21 protein-coding genes and 1 pseudogene are annotated in these 16,127 nt (G+C 32.0%); 4 read left to right on the top strand and 18 right to left on the bottom strand.

The genetic code is table 11. The features are described from left to right. Positions 1-32: 32 nt before the first annotated feature. From CN692_RS24615 to CN692_RS24595, 5 genes are all read right to left on the bottom strand, one after another. Positions 33-1,307: an ATP-binding protein gene (locus CN692_RS24615; RefSeq protein WP_257144122.1), complete on the bottom strand. Its 1,275-nt coding sequence runs from the start codon at positions 1,305-1,307 to the stop codon at positions 33-35. Between the two features lie 499 nt (positions 1,308-1,806). Beyond that, positions 1,807-2,784, bottom strand: coding sequence for a VanW family protein (locus CN692_RS24610; protein WP_098121769.1), 978 nt, complete (start codon positions 2,782-2,784; stop codon positions 1,807-1,809). 114 nt (positions 2,785-2,898) lie between these two features. Next, entirely contained in the window at positions 2,899-3,786 is an 888-nt protein-coding gene (locus CN692_RS24605) for an aminoglycoside phosphotransferase family protein (RefSeq protein WP_098121768.1), read from the bottom strand. A gap of 56 nt (positions 3,787-3,842) precedes the next feature. Beyond that, entirely contained in the window at positions 3,843-4,292 is a 450-nt protein-coding gene (locus CN692_RS24600; protein ID WP_098121767.1) for a VOC family protein, read from the bottom strand. Between the two features lie 26 nt (positions 4,293-4,318). Then, entirely contained in the window at positions 4,319-5,503 is a 1,185-nt protein-coding gene (locus CN692_RS24595; protein WP_098121766.1) for a MalY/PatB family protein, read from the bottom strand. Between the two features lie 399 nt (positions 5,504-5,902). On the opposite strand from CN692_RS24595, the gene CN692_RS24590 reads away from it, so the two are divergent. Further along, positions 5,903-6,091: a hypothetical protein gene (locus CN692_RS24590; RefSeq protein ID WP_069034362.1), complete on the top strand. Its 189-nt coding sequence runs from the start codon at positions 5,903-5,905 to the stop codon at positions 6,089-6,091. 103 nt (positions 6,092-6,194) lie between these two features. Here the strand turns inward: CN692_RS24590 and CN692_RS24585 are convergent, their stop codons facing one another. Further along, positions 6,195-6,821 (bottom strand): hypothetical protein, encoded by a 627-nt coding sequence (locus tag CN692_RS24585; RefSeq protein ID WP_098121765.1) that lies wholly within the window; start codon positions 6,819-6,821, stop codon positions 6,195-6,197. Between the two features lie 393 nt (positions 6,822-7,214). On the opposite strand from CN692_RS24585, the gene CN692_RS24580 reads away from it, so the two are divergent. Further along, entirely contained in the window at positions 7,215-7,823 is a 609-nt protein-coding gene (locus tag CN692_RS24580; RefSeq protein ID WP_098121764.1) for an RraA family protein, read from the top strand. A gap of 96 nt (positions 7,824-7,919) precedes the next feature. Here the strand turns inward: CN692_RS24580 and CN692_RS24575 are convergent, their stop codons facing one another. Both CN692_RS24575 and CN692_RS24570 read right to left on the bottom strand, forming a co-directional pair. Then, positions 7,920-8,999: an NAD(P)H-dependent flavin oxidoreductase gene (locus CN692_RS24575; protein WP_098121763.1), complete on the bottom strand. Its 1,080-nt coding sequence runs from the start codon at positions 8,997-8,999 to the stop codon at positions 7,920-7,922. Positions 9,000-9,090: 91 nt separating this feature from the next. After that, positions 9,091-10,068, bottom strand: a complete 978-nt coding sequence (locus CN692_RS24570) for a S8 family peptidase (RefSeq protein WP_373605056.1) — start codon at positions 10,066-10,068, stop codon at positions 9,091-9,093. Between the two features lie 258 nt (positions 10,069-10,326). Between CN692_RS24570 and CN692_RS26410 the strand changes: the two genes are divergently transcribed. Further along, positions 10,327-10,470, top strand: coding sequence for a hypothetical protein (locus CN692_RS26410; protein WP_172445037.1), 144 nt, complete (start codon positions 10,327-10,329; stop codon positions 10,468-10,470). Positions 10,471-10,612: 142 nt separating this feature from the next. Here the strand turns inward: CN692_RS26410 and CN692_RS24565 are convergent, their stop codons facing one another. The 10 genes from CN692_RS24565 to CN692_RS24525 form a co-directional block, all read right to left on the bottom strand. Further along, a complete protein-coding gene (locus tag CN692_RS24565) occupies positions 10,613-11,098 on the bottom strand; it encodes a cysteine hydrolase family protein (RefSeq protein WP_098121761.1) in 486 nt (161 codons plus the stop codon). A 244-nt stretch (positions 11,099-11,342) separates the two neighbouring features. Further along, a complete protein-coding gene (locus CN692_RS24560; RefSeq protein ID WP_098121760.1) occupies positions 11,343-11,645 on the bottom strand; it encodes a hypothetical protein in 303 nt (100 codons plus the stop codon). A 275-nt stretch (positions 11,646-11,920) separates the two neighbouring features. Next, positions 11,921-12,241, bottom strand: a complete 321-nt coding sequence (locus CN692_RS24555; protein ID WP_142317573.1) for a hypothetical protein — start codon at positions 12,239-12,241, stop codon at positions 11,921-11,923. A 233-nt stretch (positions 12,242-12,474) separates the two neighbouring features. After that, positions 12,475-12,783: an alpha/beta fold hydrolase gene (locus CN692_RS24550; protein WP_098121758.1), complete on the bottom strand. Its 309-nt coding sequence runs from the start codon at positions 12,781-12,783 to the stop codon at positions 12,475-12,477. Positions 12,784-12,893: 110 nt separating this feature from the next. Beyond that, positions 12,894-13,148 (bottom strand): hypothetical protein, encoded by a 255-nt coding sequence (locus CN692_RS24545; RefSeq protein WP_098121757.1) that lies wholly within the window; start codon positions 13,146-13,148, stop codon positions 12,894-12,896. 170 nt (positions 13,149-13,318) lie between these two features. Beyond that, a complete protein-coding gene (locus CN692_RS24540) occupies positions 13,319-13,519 on the bottom strand; it encodes a cold-shock protein (protein WP_069032402.1) in 201 nt (66 codons plus the stop codon). Between the two features lie 98 nt (positions 13,520-13,617). Next, positions 13,618-13,770 carry a DUF3934 family protein gene (locus CN692_RS24535; RefSeq protein WP_098121756.1) on the bottom strand — a complete coding sequence of 51 codons (153 nt, stop codon included), beginning with the start codon at positions 13,768-13,770 and terminating at the stop codon, positions 13,618-13,620. Positions 13,771-13,850: 80 nt separating this feature from the next. Further along, on the bottom strand, positions 13,851-14,006 hold the full coding sequence (locus tag CN692_RS26405) for a hypothetical protein (protein ID WP_179874548.1): 156 nt from the start codon (positions 14,004-14,006) through the stop codon (positions 13,851-13,853). Positions 14,007-14,148: 142 nt separating this feature from the next. Continuing rightward, positions 14,149-14,628, bottom strand: coding sequence for a hypothetical protein (locus CN692_RS24530; RefSeq protein ID WP_098121755.1), 480 nt, complete (start codon positions 14,626-14,628; stop codon positions 14,149-14,151). Between the two features lie 104 nt (positions 14,629-14,732). Continuing rightward, positions 14,733-15,197, bottom strand: a complete 465-nt coding sequence (locus CN692_RS24525; protein ID WP_098121754.1) for an NUDIX hydrolase — start codon at positions 15,195-15,197, stop codon at positions 14,733-14,735. Positions 15,198-15,668: 471 nt separating this feature from the next. On the opposite strand from CN692_RS24525, the pseudogene CN692_RS24520 reads away from it, so the two are divergent. Continuing rightward, positions 15,669-16,127 (top strand): annotated as a pseudogene (locus tag CN692_RS24520) (hypothetical protein); the annotation flags it as partial.

The raw sequence follows: 16,127 nt of genomic DNA, 5'->3' as shown, positions 1-16,127 counted from the left end.
ATATCCAATGTACACCCAAATACTGAATCCAATTATTCAAAAGAAAACCCAACAGATTGAGCCTTTTCCCAATTTTGTTTTTTCTGTTTACGTAAACTTGATCTCATTTCATCGCAAAGACGAATAATATCAACCTTTTGTTCACAATCCCACTCGATAATGATTGAAATATATAACTCATTCAATTGGGCATATGAAAAATCACTTGTTGAATCAATTAATAACTGCATTTCATCATCATTTAAAATCCTAGATAGTTTTTTCTTCTGTAAATAACTAGAGCGCATTTCTTTTGTTGGTTGCTTAATTTCATAAGCTCGATCAAATCTACCAGAGCGATTCATTAATGCTGGATCGATTCTTTCAGGATAATTAGTTGTCCCAATTAAAAATAAACCTTCTTTTGAAGTTGCACCATCAATCGTATTTAGAAATACTGAACGTACTGATGCAGGCATACTATCAATATCCTCTATTACCAATACCATTGGCGTTAATTTTAATACTGAACTAAAGACTTCCTTAATTGTGTAGCTTGATGTATATTCTGTTATTTGCCAATACGCAACTGGTGCATTAATACTACTTGCGATTGATTTTACTAAAGTCGTTTTTCCATTACCCGGATCTCCAAACAATAAAAATCCTCGTTTATAAGGGATATCATAAGTTTTAAAGAACTCTCGCCCTTCATTAAAAAAATGGTCAATTGATCGATAAATTTCTCTTTTTAACGGCTCCTCTAAAAACACATCTTCCCTACTAACCATTTTAGTGATATTTTCAATTGAAGTCTCTACACCGTCATCTGTATCTGTATATACCGTTACATAATTTTTAATATAATCTCGTTTTCTTTTTAACACATATTGAAAAAAGGATGAAAGACACGCATCATTTTTAGCAAAAATTAAGTCTCTATTATACTGATTATCAGCTTCAAAAATCATTGCTTTCGATAAAGCTACCCCATAATTCGGATAATAATATAGCCCATTTTCAACTCGAGGTTTAATAATGAGTTCCATTACTTTTTCAGTGTGATTCGAAGAAATAGTTTTTGTTTCAAGCTCTTTATAAATATGGCTGATTAATTGAACTTCAATCGATTCCTCTTTAAGATCCTCTTCAAGAATTTCCCAAATTTCATTTGTTGTTTCTTCATCAGAATACATTTGGAATTCTACATCAAATCGTTCAAAAAGCTTATGTTGGATTGTTGAGATGATCTTCCCGTAATCGTAATAAAAAGGTAAAGTATTTCGTTCCATATCTTTCGAATCAAATAAGACAGTTCTTTTTGTCATGCAATTCTCCTTTGTTTTCCAATCTTTCTTATCATTCTAAATCCTTCGTTTCTATATGTCTAGGGTTGAACGTATTAGATTTCACATAATTTTGAATTAAATATAATGGCATGCTTTTACCTAAATACGAACAAATTTTGAACTTTATTCATAAAGTTGTGAACTTTGCTCATAAAGTAAGTATTTTCGTGCATAAAGTACTGATTTTTGTTCATAAAATACGGAATTTCGTGCATAACGGGTTTGAGGCGTATTCTGTGGGTTGAAGTTTATTTCTTAAATTACGAACACTAAGTGAACAATATTGATAAAGTTGTGAACTCCGTTGATATAATACTAGTTTTCGTTGATAAATAGGCTATTCTCGTTGATATATTGATTGTTCTCGTTGATATATCACCTAATCGACTAATTATACCCACCGATTCACGAAAAACATTAAAAACCCACAAGGTAAATTAATTTACCTTGTGGGTCACCATATAATTGCTCAATAATTTTAATCCCCAACCAAATTATGCGGTGGTACAATTTTTCCTTTTCTAGAAGGATTGGAATGATGTCGGTCTTCTTCTGTATTTATTTCCTCAGGTAGACGTTTTGGTGCAATCGGAACATTTTTCATTTCATAATTAATCACATCAGAAGAATGTAGTGTAACAATCATGCTAGCACCATATCTTTTTGCTCGAATTAAGATTGGTTGATTATATTTATTTTGAAAACGGAAGTCCGGCCCGTACCAGCTAACTGTCGCATCACGGCCTGCAGGTACATACGGTACTCGCCTACTATGTGAATATCGTTCAATTATTTTTAAACCCGCACGATCAACGGCATTAAAAAGTGTTGAAGACACTTGGCATATTCCTCCTCCAACGCCCTCAGACAATTCGCCTCTTACGATAATTGGTGCTCGTTTATATCCCTTTGCGCCGCTTCTTTCTCCTACAACCTTATTGAAGGAAAAAACTTCATTCGGGAAAACCACATAATTATCTATTGCTTTTGCAGCAAGTGAAATATTGTGTACACGACTTGTATTATTTGCATTAAAATATGTTACATATTGACCGATTTGTTGAATTTTAATGTGGGCTAATAATTCGCTATCAACTTTCGGATAAATATCTAATTCTGGTACTTCAATTTGTGATGGACCTTTTCCATAAAAATATGTAGTAAATTTATCTTTAAACTCTTTTCGATAAAGTCTGTAACCGACTTGACCAGGCACAATTCTACCTGCATCATTAATAGATGCATTGATCGGTTTACGGTAAATTTGTTGATCAAGTTTTTCAATAAATTCATTAAACTTTTTATCATTTATCATTGGTGTCCCTGGTAGTGCTATTGTAAAATCCGTCCGATTTACAACTGCAATTGGATGACCCTGTTGAATAACAGTTAAGCTGTCAGGAAGTTCAACAGATTGTGTTAATATGAAAAAACTAGCTAATAATTTTTGCAACATAGTTGGATTACCTCCCAACTTTAGTATGAACAAGATTTAATACTTTCATGTTTTTTCCTTTATAACGTTTACCAAAAAAAAAATCGAGCTGCAATATTCGCAGCTCAATTCAATTTAATACTTATTAGAAATGTATTCTTTAACTATGATATTAATCGTGTTAAATGCTTCATCTTCAATTGCTATATTAGATCCCTTATTTGCATCATAAGTAATTAAAGCCTTCCATAATGCCCAACCTCTTGCTCTATTCCAAGTGTTTTCATCAAACTTTAAAACTTCTTTGAAGGTTTTTCTACTAGGAGCATCGAAAAATGTCCACGCCATTGCAGCATCGCAAGAAGGGTCTCCTACGCCAAGAATTCCAAAGTCAATTACAGCACATAGCTTATCATTATTTACAAGTAAATTCCCAGGAGCAATATCACCATGTACCCATACTGGTACTCGGTCCCATTTGGAGTTAAGAGCTGTTTGCCAAATTTCTGTTACTAAATCTTCGTTAAAAATCTCTTTTGTTTGATCGATTGTCTCTCTTGTTTCTTTATCGTAAACAGCTAGATTTCCGCCTCTATAGAAATTATGCTCTCCTGCTTTTGGTCCGTGACTTGCGTCAATTAACTGTAGTTCATTTAAAAATTGCCCTAGATCAGTTGCGAAATTATTTAAATCACTTATATTATTTTTATTCAATGTTTCCCCAGCAATCCATTCATTTATAGTCCAAGGCCATGGATAGTATTTACTTTGTTTTCCTTTAGCTAGCGGTTTAGAGATCGGTAAACTTAGTTTACTAGCCAATTTTGGCAGCCAAGTATGTTCCTTTTCAACTTGAGGGACATAGCCTTTTGCACTTGGTAATCTAACACTCATTCGATCTCCTAAATGGAAGGTTCTGTTATCATGTCCGCTTAATTCAACAGGTTTTATTTCTAAATTAGACCACTGTGGAAATTGTTCTTTGATTAAGTTTTTAACTAAATCAACATTAATATTTTCCATTTTTTCTCCTCAGTGTTAATGCTCATTTTATAAAACATTAACAATTAATCTATTTTTTATTGTTGAGTAATTAAAATGAATGTAACGCCAAACTGATCTGTTACTGTTCCAAATGCAGGGCTAAATGGAACCTCCTCTAGTGGTGCGATGATCTGTCCACCTTGTCGTAATGAATTAAAAATACGTCTAGTTTTTTCTACATTATCTACTGAAAGGTTAATGGTAACTTCTACTTTTTTATTTTGAGCAGGTTGTACAAATTCCACTTCTTCACTACTTACGTCTGGATTTGTCTGAGTAGGTGCGTCAAATAAGATCAGTTCACTTTCACCAATTTTTAGTATTGCGTTAGAAATACGACTCTTTAAGGCTTCAGAACAAGGGAATGGCATTTCTCCATAAGTTTGTATAGAAAGAATTTTTGCCTCAAGTTCCCTTTCATAAAAATGAACTGCTTCTTTAGCATTACCACTCATTACAATACATGGTGTAATTTTCATAGTCATTAAAACCACCTCCTTGTTAATTTTGATTAAACGTTTAATTTATAAGCTTTGACTGCTTTCTCTAAAAGTGCCATCGCTTCTTCTAATGTTTTTTTAGTGCAGGCATAATTTAATCGCATAAAGCCATCACCATTTTGTCCAAAACCACGACCTTCATTTAAACCTAATTTCGCATCGTTTATTATGAATTCGTTTAAATGGTCGCCTTTTAGGCCTAGACCTCTAAAATCAAGCCATCCTAAATAGGTCGCTTCAGTAACTCTCATTTTCACTTCTGGAATATTCGTTTTTAAGTAATTATGTATGTACTCTGCATTCCCTTTTAAATAGACCAGTAGCTCATCTAACCATTCTTCTCCTTCGTTATAGGCTGCAATTACTGATTCAATACCAAATATATTTAAATTTTCCAAACTCGCACGTGCAATAGCATGTGTAAATTCAATTGATAGATCTGGATTTGGAATAATAGCAAGTGAAGAAAATAAGCCCGCAATATTAAATGTTTTACTTGGAGACATAAACGTTATACTCATGTTTGCCGCGTCTTCACTTAAAGAATAAAATGGTGTATGACTTCCTTTTTCATAAACTAAATCAGCGTGAATTTCATCTGCTATGACAATAATTTTATTCTTTTTACATATTTCTAATAGTCCTGATAATTCTTCTTTCGTCCATACTCTTCCGATTGGGTTTGCTGGGCTACATAAAATTATCATTTTAGTTTTAGTTGTAATTTTATTTTGTAGATCTTCTAAATCCATATAGTAATAGCCATCTTCTTCGATTAAACAATTTTCAATGATGTTTCTACCATTATTTTTGATCGTACTGAAAAATGGAAAATAAACTGGTGGTTGAATGATGATTTCATCTCCAGGCTTCGTAAATGCATCAATTGCTAAATTTAACGCTGGAACTACACCAGGTACAGTCGTTAACCATTCGCGTTTAATTGAAGTATTATAGCGCTTGTTTGCCCATTTCATAGCTGAAGCAAAAAAATCTTCAGGAATATGGCCATACCCGTAAATAGGATGTTGGGCTCTTTTAGTGATCGCTTCTACAATTCCAGGAGCACAAGCAAAATCCATATCAGCAACCCATAAAGGTAAAACTTCTGTATTACCAAATACTTTATCAACTGAATCCCACTTCGTACTATTCGTTTTTCTTCGATTATGTTCTTCATTAAAGTTAAATGTCATATTAATCCCCTACCGTTCTTCATTCAATCAGTGATTACAATAATTAAGTTTTTAGTTAACTAATAGTATTTCTGCAAACGTAATTTATATCCTAATTATACTATTTCACAAAAAAAATCAAATCTATATTCTTCAAATTTTTAATTTAATACTCATAATGCTGCTCTATTTAAAATTGTTAGTACGTGAAAATACACAAGAAACTTTAAGATTCGATGAATTGGTCATTCTAATTAGAAATATAATTGAGTCAAAATAGGAGTTTACTGCTGTGCGTCGTTTTAAATTTAATGAATGAAGAATTTTTTACAATTAGTAAGGAGATAACAATTATAGTATTTGTTTAAATAATACATGGTTGCAAATATGTACCAAAACGTAATGAATGGGGGTTATGTAATGAAAAAAGAGGATGAATATACTGATGATATGAATCAGTTGTTGGAAATAATAAATGCAAAAGGTGACACTGGTGAATTGCTTGAAATTGTTGACAAATATAAACAAGCAGAAAATCCGGAGTGCAATCACGATATCTTTTATCAAGAGCTTAGAGTGATCGCTGAGGATAGTGCAAAAGAAGATTAAAAATCTATCTAGAATATGCTAATAAGAGTAGTGGAACTATTTTGCTCCACTACTATTTATCTATTACTAATACTATATTGAATTATTATGTATTAGAGACATTTTATAAACTATATTTCTCAGTCGGAATTTTACCTTTTAAAATATCGTATTCGGCCTTCATCTCACCAAACTTCTGAGCATTTCCGTTATCCGGTGCATAATCTGGATGCCACATTTTTGTATATTCTCTCATTTGCTTCTTCCAAACTTCAGCATGTTCATTAGGATCGAAGTACTTAAAATTATGTTTTTTATTTTTTTTGATTGAAGTAGAGTAATTTCTTAAATACTCTTCCCATACTCTAGCCCAATCAACTATTTTCTTTTTGTATTCTTTTGCTTTCTCAGCATTTTTTCTTTTTTCTTCCCTTTTCCAGTCTTCCATTCTTTGACTAAAATCTTTTACGCCTTCTTTTGAGTTTCTCCATCTTTGTTCTGCATCTCTTATTTCCTGATCTGTTATACTATCCGAATCTACATTATTGTTAAGAAATTCATTATGATTTTCAAATTCATTATGATTTTCAAATTCATTTTGATTTATTTGAAATTCGTACATTTCTTCAATCATTTTTTCCAATAGTTCTGCACTGCTTTTCCCTGTAAGTTGGGATAGCTTTTCTAATTTTTCTGTAGATTCTATTTTAACTTTGTGAGTTATATAGACGTATTTAGCTTTTCCTCTCAAGCACCTCAACTCCTTAATTAAATGTTACTATACAAGGATGTATCTATATATTAAAAAATGAAGTCAATCATGTTACATTACATGCACTGTATGTACATATAATTGAGCTATGTTTGGTCTAAAAAGTATCATATATAAAATATTAATAATAATGGGTTTGTTGTTTTTTACGTTTGACAGTTTTCATTCAAATTGAGACAAACATCCCAAACGTCTGTATTAAAAATTCAATAATTTTTATTATCAACTTATTTTATTCTATATTAATCCATTGCAACCTTTTTTAAATCGATAATTATTTTTTATCAAGCTCAATAATTTTTTTAAAATTCTCACTTAATTAAGTTTTTTGTACAATAATATAAGAACTAATCGACTTGAGGAGTGATTTTTATGATTAATCAATTTAAAAATATCCCAACAACTTGCATTTCAGATGTGATGGATGGATTAAATAATATGGATCCTTCCATTAAGCCTTTAAAAGAAGAATATAATTTTGTAGGAAAAGCACTGACAGTTAAAATTCCTGTTGGTGATAATTTAGCAGTGTTAAAAGCAATTCGAGAAGCGACTCCTGGAGATGTGATTGTCATTGACGCTAAAGGAGATCAGTATCGAGCAATCGCAGGAGACTTTGTTGTAGGAATGGCAAAAACAATGGGGGTTAGTGCGATTGTTGTTGATGGGGTAATTCGCGATATAAGCGGTACGAAGAAATTAAATTTCCCAGTATTTTGTAAAGGCACCACTGTAGCTTCAAGTGGGAAACATGGAATTGGAGAAATTAATGTTCCGATTTCTTGTGGAGGTGCATCAGTAAACCCAGGAGATATTATTGTAGGTGATGCTGATGGAGTTGTTGTAATCCCTCAATCTGATGCACAAACAATTTTGGAAAAGTCACTACATAAATTGAAAAAGGATGAACTTAGAGAAGAGCAAGTTTCTGGTAATATTGATGCGATTAAGACTTATATTGATCAAATGTTATTGAAGTAGTCGAAAAATCTTTACTTTAATAGATTAATAAGGTTCTTTAATTAGCTTTACGAGAACTAAAATAAGAACCTTATTTAATCGCATTTTCATTAGATGTTAAAATTCTATTTTTATTTTTTTGACATCATCTATTATTTTAGTAATCAATTCTTTTACAGTTACATGATTAGCTAATCTCGGACTTTGTCCTGACCAAAGAGACATATACCCTTTATTACTTTGTATGGTAGCTGCTTTTCGAATTGATTGTGTTATCGTATTTTGTATAGGAAACTGAGGAAATGTGTTTTCGTGTTGTCTCATTTCCATAACAAATTTATTTCCGACTCCTCTTGCCCATTTCCCTGAAAATGCTCGTGTCAAAACTAACTGCTCTTCAGTTGCATTTAAAATTGCATTTTTATGTACTTCATGTGCCCCACTTTCCATACAAGTTAAAAATGCAGTACCCATTTGAACCGCTTTTGCCCCTAAGCACATGGACGCAGTTAATCCTCTTCCATCCATAATACCGCCTGCAGCAATTACTGGAATATTCACGTGATCTACAACTTGTGGAATTAGTGACATTAACCCAATTAAACTTTCTTGATCGTCACTTATAAAATTACCTCTATGTCCACCTGCCTCACTACCTTGAACAACAACTAGATCCATTCCTGCTTTTTCGATTTCAATCGCTTCTTTTACCGTTGTAGCTGTTCCGATCAAAATAATATTATGAAAATTTAATTCTTTAATTAATTCAATAGACGGTAAACCAAAAGTAAAAGAACAAATAGGAACCTTCTCTTCAATAATTACTTTAATTTGTTCATGAAATGTTTCTGTAAGTCTATTAAAATTTGGTACTTGTACCCGCTCATCTTGTTTTAAATTTAGTTCTTCATTTATTGGTAATAACAAATTATTACTTGCTTCTATTTCATTTTCATCAATTTTGAAATCATTTGGAACAAACAAATTTATTCCAAATTGTTTAGTGGTTAATTTTTTTATTTCTCTAATTTGTTCACGTATTTGCGGAGGCGTCATATATCCGGCCCCGATTGTACCTAAACCACCGCAATTTGATACTTCGGCAACAAGATTCGAAGTTGTAATTCCGCCAGCCATTGGTGCTTGAATAATTGGATATTCGATATTTAAAAGTTCTGTTACTTGGTTTTTGAACATCAATTTCACCCCATTTATTAGTTATTTTCAATCTAACAAAAAAAGTCCCGAATAGTCTACTAACACTACCCGGGACTTACCTATTAATATATTACATTCCAGATTTAGCAGGAACATTTACGCCTAGATTTAAAAGTCCATGACCTTCCTCTAGTGTACTGTATCCGAGTGGGACAGTGTGACTAATTAGAAGCTCAAATAGTTCTGATTCTGTGATTTTCTTGTTCGTCTCAGTTTCGTATAGTTGAATTAATAAAGCAAGCGCTCCTGAAACATGCGGTGTTGCCATCGAAGTACCTGAAAGTACGGCAAATTGATTTGTTGGATAGGTCGATAGAATCTTTTCTCCTGGTGCAACCAAATCAATTTCATCATTTGTATTACTAAATTGTGATAACCGTTTTTGAAGATTTACAGAACCTACTTCTATTACTTCATCATATGCACCAGGATAGCTGTATTCATCAGTCGATCCATCTCCGTCACCTTCATTTCCAGCTGCACATACAACGGCAATATTCTGTTCAACCGCTCTTTGAATCGCCGCATGTAACGAAGTATCATCCCCTGGTCCACCTAATGACATTGAAATCACTCGCACTGTTTCTCCATTAGAACCTTTCCAATTTGTTGCATAATCAATGGCTTGTACAATTGATTCAATACTTCCCTCACCAGCACCAGTCAGTACTTTAAGAGCTAGAATCTTTGCTTTTGGAGCAACGCCGACTACTCCTTCTCCATTTTCAGAAGCAGCAATCGTTCCACATACATGTGTCCCATGTCCATTATTATCTAAGAATACGTTTGGATCTCCACCGTAGTCTTCAGTAAAATTATATCCACCAATAATTCGATCTTGTAAATCAGGATGGTCGGTTTGACAGCCTGTATCAATAACTGCAACGACCACATCTTCCCCTTGACACCCTTTTTCCCAAATAGACTTAGCTTCGATTAACTGAACTCCAGGTGGTACTTCCTTCGTATAATCCTTAACTTCTTCCAACTTAAAAGGAATTAATCTAAATTTTGACATGCTACCAGCTCCTTTTTGGGATTTATACATAAAGGATAAATCTTTGAGGTATAATTTAGTATTCTACATCTATCCATAATTTCCCTTTTATTTAATTCAAATTTTCAAAATTTTTATTTAGCGTCATTGGATTTATTTTTAACAGTTTCTACTCCCTACAATTAATAGAGTTCGTTGCGTTCACTTCATAAAAACTTTTCCATCATTTTACATCAGATTAATCTTAGCTTAAAAAAAGAGTTTTATAATCTATAAGTGTTAAGGTATTTTCAACCTAGGGGGAATAAGATGCTTACTAATTTATTAACTGAAATCAAATTTTGGTGGTTTGGAGAGTTGAGAGAAGAAGCAGAAGAACTAGAACGAATTGAATCTAAACATACAAGAGTTCGATTTGACTCTGATATTTATGAATTAATTCGCATACACTAAAAAATTTAAGATTGCTATAGAAAGATAAATATAAAAAAAATCACCACAAGTTTAAATTAACTTGTGGTTTTTTGTTTGCTCCTAAAGTTGAGGACCTTTTTCTTTATAAACATACTTTGAAATTCTACTTGAATACAAAAGCTTATACAATAAATGGCAATACATTATAAGAAATTATATTACGATCACGATATGTTTGAGTTATTACATCACTTTTTGTGCTTAATATCCCATTTTGTAATATAACCGCTTTAAATCCCCTCTCAATAGCTCCATTATATGTAAAAAGTACACAATGCTCTGCTGCAAAGCCAGCCACAATCACTAACTTAACATCATTTTCTTTTAAAATCGATTCCAATTCTGTATTCCAAAATGCATTTGACTGTTCCTTCCTAATACAAATATCTTGTTGATCTACATTTATTTCAGGAATAAAAGCAAGCGATTCAGAATTAATCTCATCGGCACCTTCAACATCCTGAACATGTATGACTAAATGTTTTTTTGACCGAATCGACTCAGCAACATAGTTAATATACTCACAAGCACCTTCGACATTCAACTGCTCTTTTTTATCCTCTAAAAATATCTTTTGCATATCAATAATTAACAAAGCAATTTTCATTTTTTCTCCTCCAAAGTCCATTTATTCTTTAAAATAAATATTCTATATGTTTTAAATTAGTCCTACATTTATTTAATAGATTCTAATAAATTTGAATGATGATTTTTGAACAAAAGAAAAAGACCATAAAAAATGTGGTCTTACTTTAGACTGGTATATATGCGTTTATTGAACTAATACACTTTATTTTCTAAATTAAATTTGAAAAATTGTTCTCTTTGTTGAGTAAGTTTAATGATCACCTCTACTTATAAATAAAAATAATACAAGCAAAGACACATATACTCGGAATAATACTAATCCATTTTGGAATATTTACATTAATTCCTTCCAAAGTTTTTCTCAATAAGGTATCTGCGAATGCATAAAGATTGATCGCCACAAACACCGCTAATAAAGTAACCATAAAAGGATAATGACTTAGAAGAAATCTAGCTCCAACAAAAATTAAAGGCAAAAATATAATCTCTAATAATAATTCGATTAAATCATATTTTCTATTGTTAAATTTGAAAACCCATTTAACATATCTTTTTAAGTTCCCCATAATCACAATACCTCTAATGATAAATTTTCGTTGTTAAATTTCACAAAATAATTGCTTTCAAGATACATTCAGCAAAAAGGAGCATATTCCTCCTTGAATTACTGCTCCACACACCTGATTTATTCAAGTAAGCAATTTCCTAGAACCTAAATAATGAAGACGACCAATTGTGAACAACTCACTGTATTATTTCCAAATGCTCGATCATATCTTTCCTTTTTTTGCTAAACTTTAAAAGGCTCCAAGGTACCCCTAAACACTCGGCACTACCTAAATTACTGTGGTTTATTGTAGCAAGCGCTTAAGACCCTTGCCCATTCTTTAGGCTTATCCATAAATGATACGTGCGAGCCTGGGAGTGTGATCAATGTACTACCAATTTCATTAGATAGATTTTGTGCCACCTCAGCAAACCAAACATTCTTATTCACAGACCAGTCGCCCGCTGCAAAGATTAATTTTTCTTTATGTTCACGCAAGATATCCATATTTGGTATGTAATTTGTTACTGCAATTAATTCATGTTTGATAAAAATAGCATCAGCAATTCTTTCAGGTATACGCACCTCTCCTGGAAGTTTTGGCTCTTTCCTCAAGTATGCTTTCAACCTGATATCTGATAGCAAAGGTGCGATCGTTTTACGTCCCATAACACCCATTCCAAACTTTGTAGCTGCCTTATTTGAGTCTTTGCTCAAAGCTAGTTGATAGCAGTCATCAAAGAATTTCAACCATCTCTCTTGATCATTCGCAAAGTTTGCTAACGGTGGTTCATGAATTACCGCTAATCGAACTACCTCGGGAAAATTCTGAACTAGCTCCAGTGCAATTACTCCCCCACTACTATTCCCAAAAACAAGGCAGATTCTTCGCCAACTGCTCCAATGACAGCAAGCACATCACGACTTTGTTGTGCAACTGAAAAATTTTCCGTATTATTTGCTGTACTTCTTGCATTTGCTCTACGGTCAAAAGTGATCACTTTAAATTGATTAGACATCGCATCAGCTAGTGGCAGAAAAGTATCTCCATCACCGCCACCACCAGGAATTAATATTAGCGGTACCCCATTCCCAGTTACTTTGTAAAATAGTTCATCGCCCTCTGTGACAATCTTACCACAAATTCTTTTATTCATTTTGCAACACCCTTTATGTAACTTCTCATTTTCATACCAATATCTTTTAACTATGAATCATAAAAAATTGAGCCACTGCTGTGACTCATTTTTTATTGACTAACAAAGAATTAGTTAGTTAAAACTGACTTATTACTTAAGCGACTTTGCAGATAAAAAGCGATCGTAGCAGAAATCAGCGTAACAATTATAGTTGGAGTTGATGAACTTTTTACAAAGATCACTTCATTATGTAATTGCTCAACATTGTTCCATAAATTAGAAAAATCAGGTTGATAAAAAACAGTTTGCAACATTCCTGAAAAAACATTTATAACACCAAATAATAAAATAAAACTTAAAACAAACAACAAATACTTTTTCATTTAATTTTCTCCTTTAGTTATTTAATAAACAAGTTCCAACGATTGCTGATTAAACTTTCATTAAAAAACTATTACTAAAAAAAATACCTAAAGTTATTCTAAATAAGTTTATATTTATTAAGAAAAAAAGTCAGATTCTATTTCATAGAGTCCGACTTCTTTTAGTTAAATTATGCTTTTTTTACATTAGTTGCTTGTGGTCCGCGTTGACCTTGTTCTACTTCAAATGTAACTGCTTGTCCTTCATCTAATGATTTAAATCCATCAGTTTGAATTGCTGAGAAATGAACGAATACATCATCACCATTTTCACGCTCGATAAATCCAAAACCTTTTTCTGCATTAAACCATTTTACTTTACCATGTTCCATTAATGTTTCCTCCTTGTGTGAGTTACACACATTTTAATATTCCAATTTTAACAATAAACTTAAAAATAATCAAATTCACCTAAAAAATATTATATTATTTATTTACTTTCATTTGTTTTTGTCTTATTTTTGGTACCCTTACTTACATACGGTTTCGCACTTTTTGCTTTTTTTGCACTAGCTTGCCACCTATTCCAACCCTTCTTATCTGTACCTCTACCTGTTCCGCCTTTACCTTTAGCTTTACTCAAATAAACACCTCATTAATATACGACATTAAACTACATATTGACGACTAACGTTCAGTTAGTTCTATAATAAGATTTAATCATTAAAAAATAATATTTTTTAATAAAAGAACTCCGTAAACAATAGTACTACCAATTATAACTAATAACCCTATCATAAAAAAGCCATATATAAAACCCTTTCCCATTGAAAATATATCCAAAAACATATTTTTAAAGATTTTAAGTAACTTTTTCATAATAATTCTCCTAATGGTAAATATTTAATTTTATTTTCCCATCCATATCCAACTGATTATGCAACAAAACATCTATATACATAGATAAATGCTCTTAAGTAAACAGAAAAGCACTCCAAGATTATTTGAAGTGCTTTTATATTTACTGTGTATAAATATTAGCAAATGCAGTTTCTTTATCGTTATTTTTCAAAATGATTGTAAAATTTCCATCGAATTGTTTAGTTGATTTAAGCTCAAATAATGACTGTATGTTCATACCTTTATCTACTGTTGATCGATATGAGATTGCTAATTTTTGACCGTTCATTTTGAATTTAATATTGGAATAGTTTGTACCTACTCCATTAAACAAAATATATATTTCTTTTTTACTTTTATAATCATATAAATAGACACCATTATCATTTTGCATATTAATTTTTTGTTTTAAATCCGATTCATTAATCTTTTCAATATCTAATTCTTCTAAAGTAAAACCTTTTTGTATTTCATTTGAAGAGATGACTGCTTTATTTACTGTCGCTTTTTTTGTTGAAATATTTTCAGTATTACATGCTGCTAGTGTAATAGTTGTTAAAATGAATAAACTAGAGTTAAGCATTTTTCTTTTAAACGTCATTTTTACCTCCACAGACTTATGTAATTAATATAAATTTATATGATTAACCAATTAATGAGTATAATATCCTTTTGATCGAATGTTTTAATAGTCAAAATCATTCATTAGCTAATTATTGGGCTTTTATTTCCATTTACCCAATCAAGAATAAATGGTTTTTGACGCGGATTTAAGTTACTCGGTAATTCCATTTTGCTAAAGAATTTATGCTCCTTGCTTTCAATCCCTTTTTGTATTAACTCACCAGTAAATTTTGTTGTCTTAAAAATTACTTGGACACTGTAAGCCTTATCTTTATTAGGATATTCAACAAAACAGCTTTCTCCAGAATAAATACCAAATAACTCTATTTCATTAACTGTTAAACCTGTTTCCTCAAATGTTTCCCTCATTGCAGCATCTTCAAATGTTTCTCCAATTTCCATTACTCCACCAGGAATACACCAATTATCTTCATCGGTACGGTGCTGTAATAATATAGCATTGTCTTCTTCAATAATGACCCCGCAACCAACTGTAAATAGTATTTCATTTCCAATTAACTTTCTCATTTCTTTTATGTAGTTCATATTAAATCTTTCTCCTATCAACTTTGTCATTTAGTACATTTAAATAATATAAAGTAGTTATTTTTATAGTTATTTTGTCAGATACGTAGAATAAGAGCTGCCAAAAAACTAAATAATTTTAATTAACCTTTAACTTTAATTCAATTTACTTAGTAAATCTCCTTCTTTTCATCTTTAACCATTTGCTTTTTACCTCAAAAGAAACTGTAATTAAGTAAGTTAAATAAAGCTTTAATAGATTTAAACTATTTATTTAGACTTCAGTGTTGGTCATCCTCAACCTTACTAAAAATCGATTCATTTTTTAGGGAACAAATCTATTTGAAATAAAAATAAGAATATTAATAAACTAGTTAAATGTATGAACAAAACATGTCAAGTAAGCATAGTAATATAGGGCTAGTTATAAATAGGACAAGCTAGCTATCAATTGAGGAAAATTGTCTATATAAATATAGAAAAGGTGATTTATTGGGCAAAGAAGATCGAAAAAAAAATGATGGTTGTAATTGTAACAAATCTAAACAATGTAATTGTCAATGCAATCATTGTAAACAACGTGATTGTCATAGCGAATGTGGTTGCTACAGCCATGGTAATTGTCAATGTTGTTATATTCCATGGCCTCCGGGACCTAGAGGGCCAAGAGGTAAACAAGGCGAAGAAGGGGAAAGAGGTAAAAGAGGTGCTACCGGTGTTACAGGATCAAGTGGAACTACAGGTGCTGCTGGTCTAACTGGGGCTACTGGTGATCCAGGTGTTACTGGCTCTACTGGGGTTACTGGTGCTACTGGTGCTACTGGCTCTACTGGTGCTACTGGTAATACTGGTGCTAGTGGTAATACTGGTGCTACTGGTAATACTGGTGCTACTGGTCCTACTGGTCCTACTGGTGCTACTGGTCCTACTGGTGCTACTGGTAATACTGGT

Source organism: Bacillus sp. AFS002410, from assembly GCF_002556365.1.
In the GTDB taxonomy this organism is placed as follows: domain Bacteria; phylum Bacillota; class Bacilli; order Bacillales; family Bacillaceae_G; genus Gottfriedia.
Note: the sequence above shows the minus strand (reverse complement) of the source record. Positions and strands in the feature narration are given on the sequence as shown.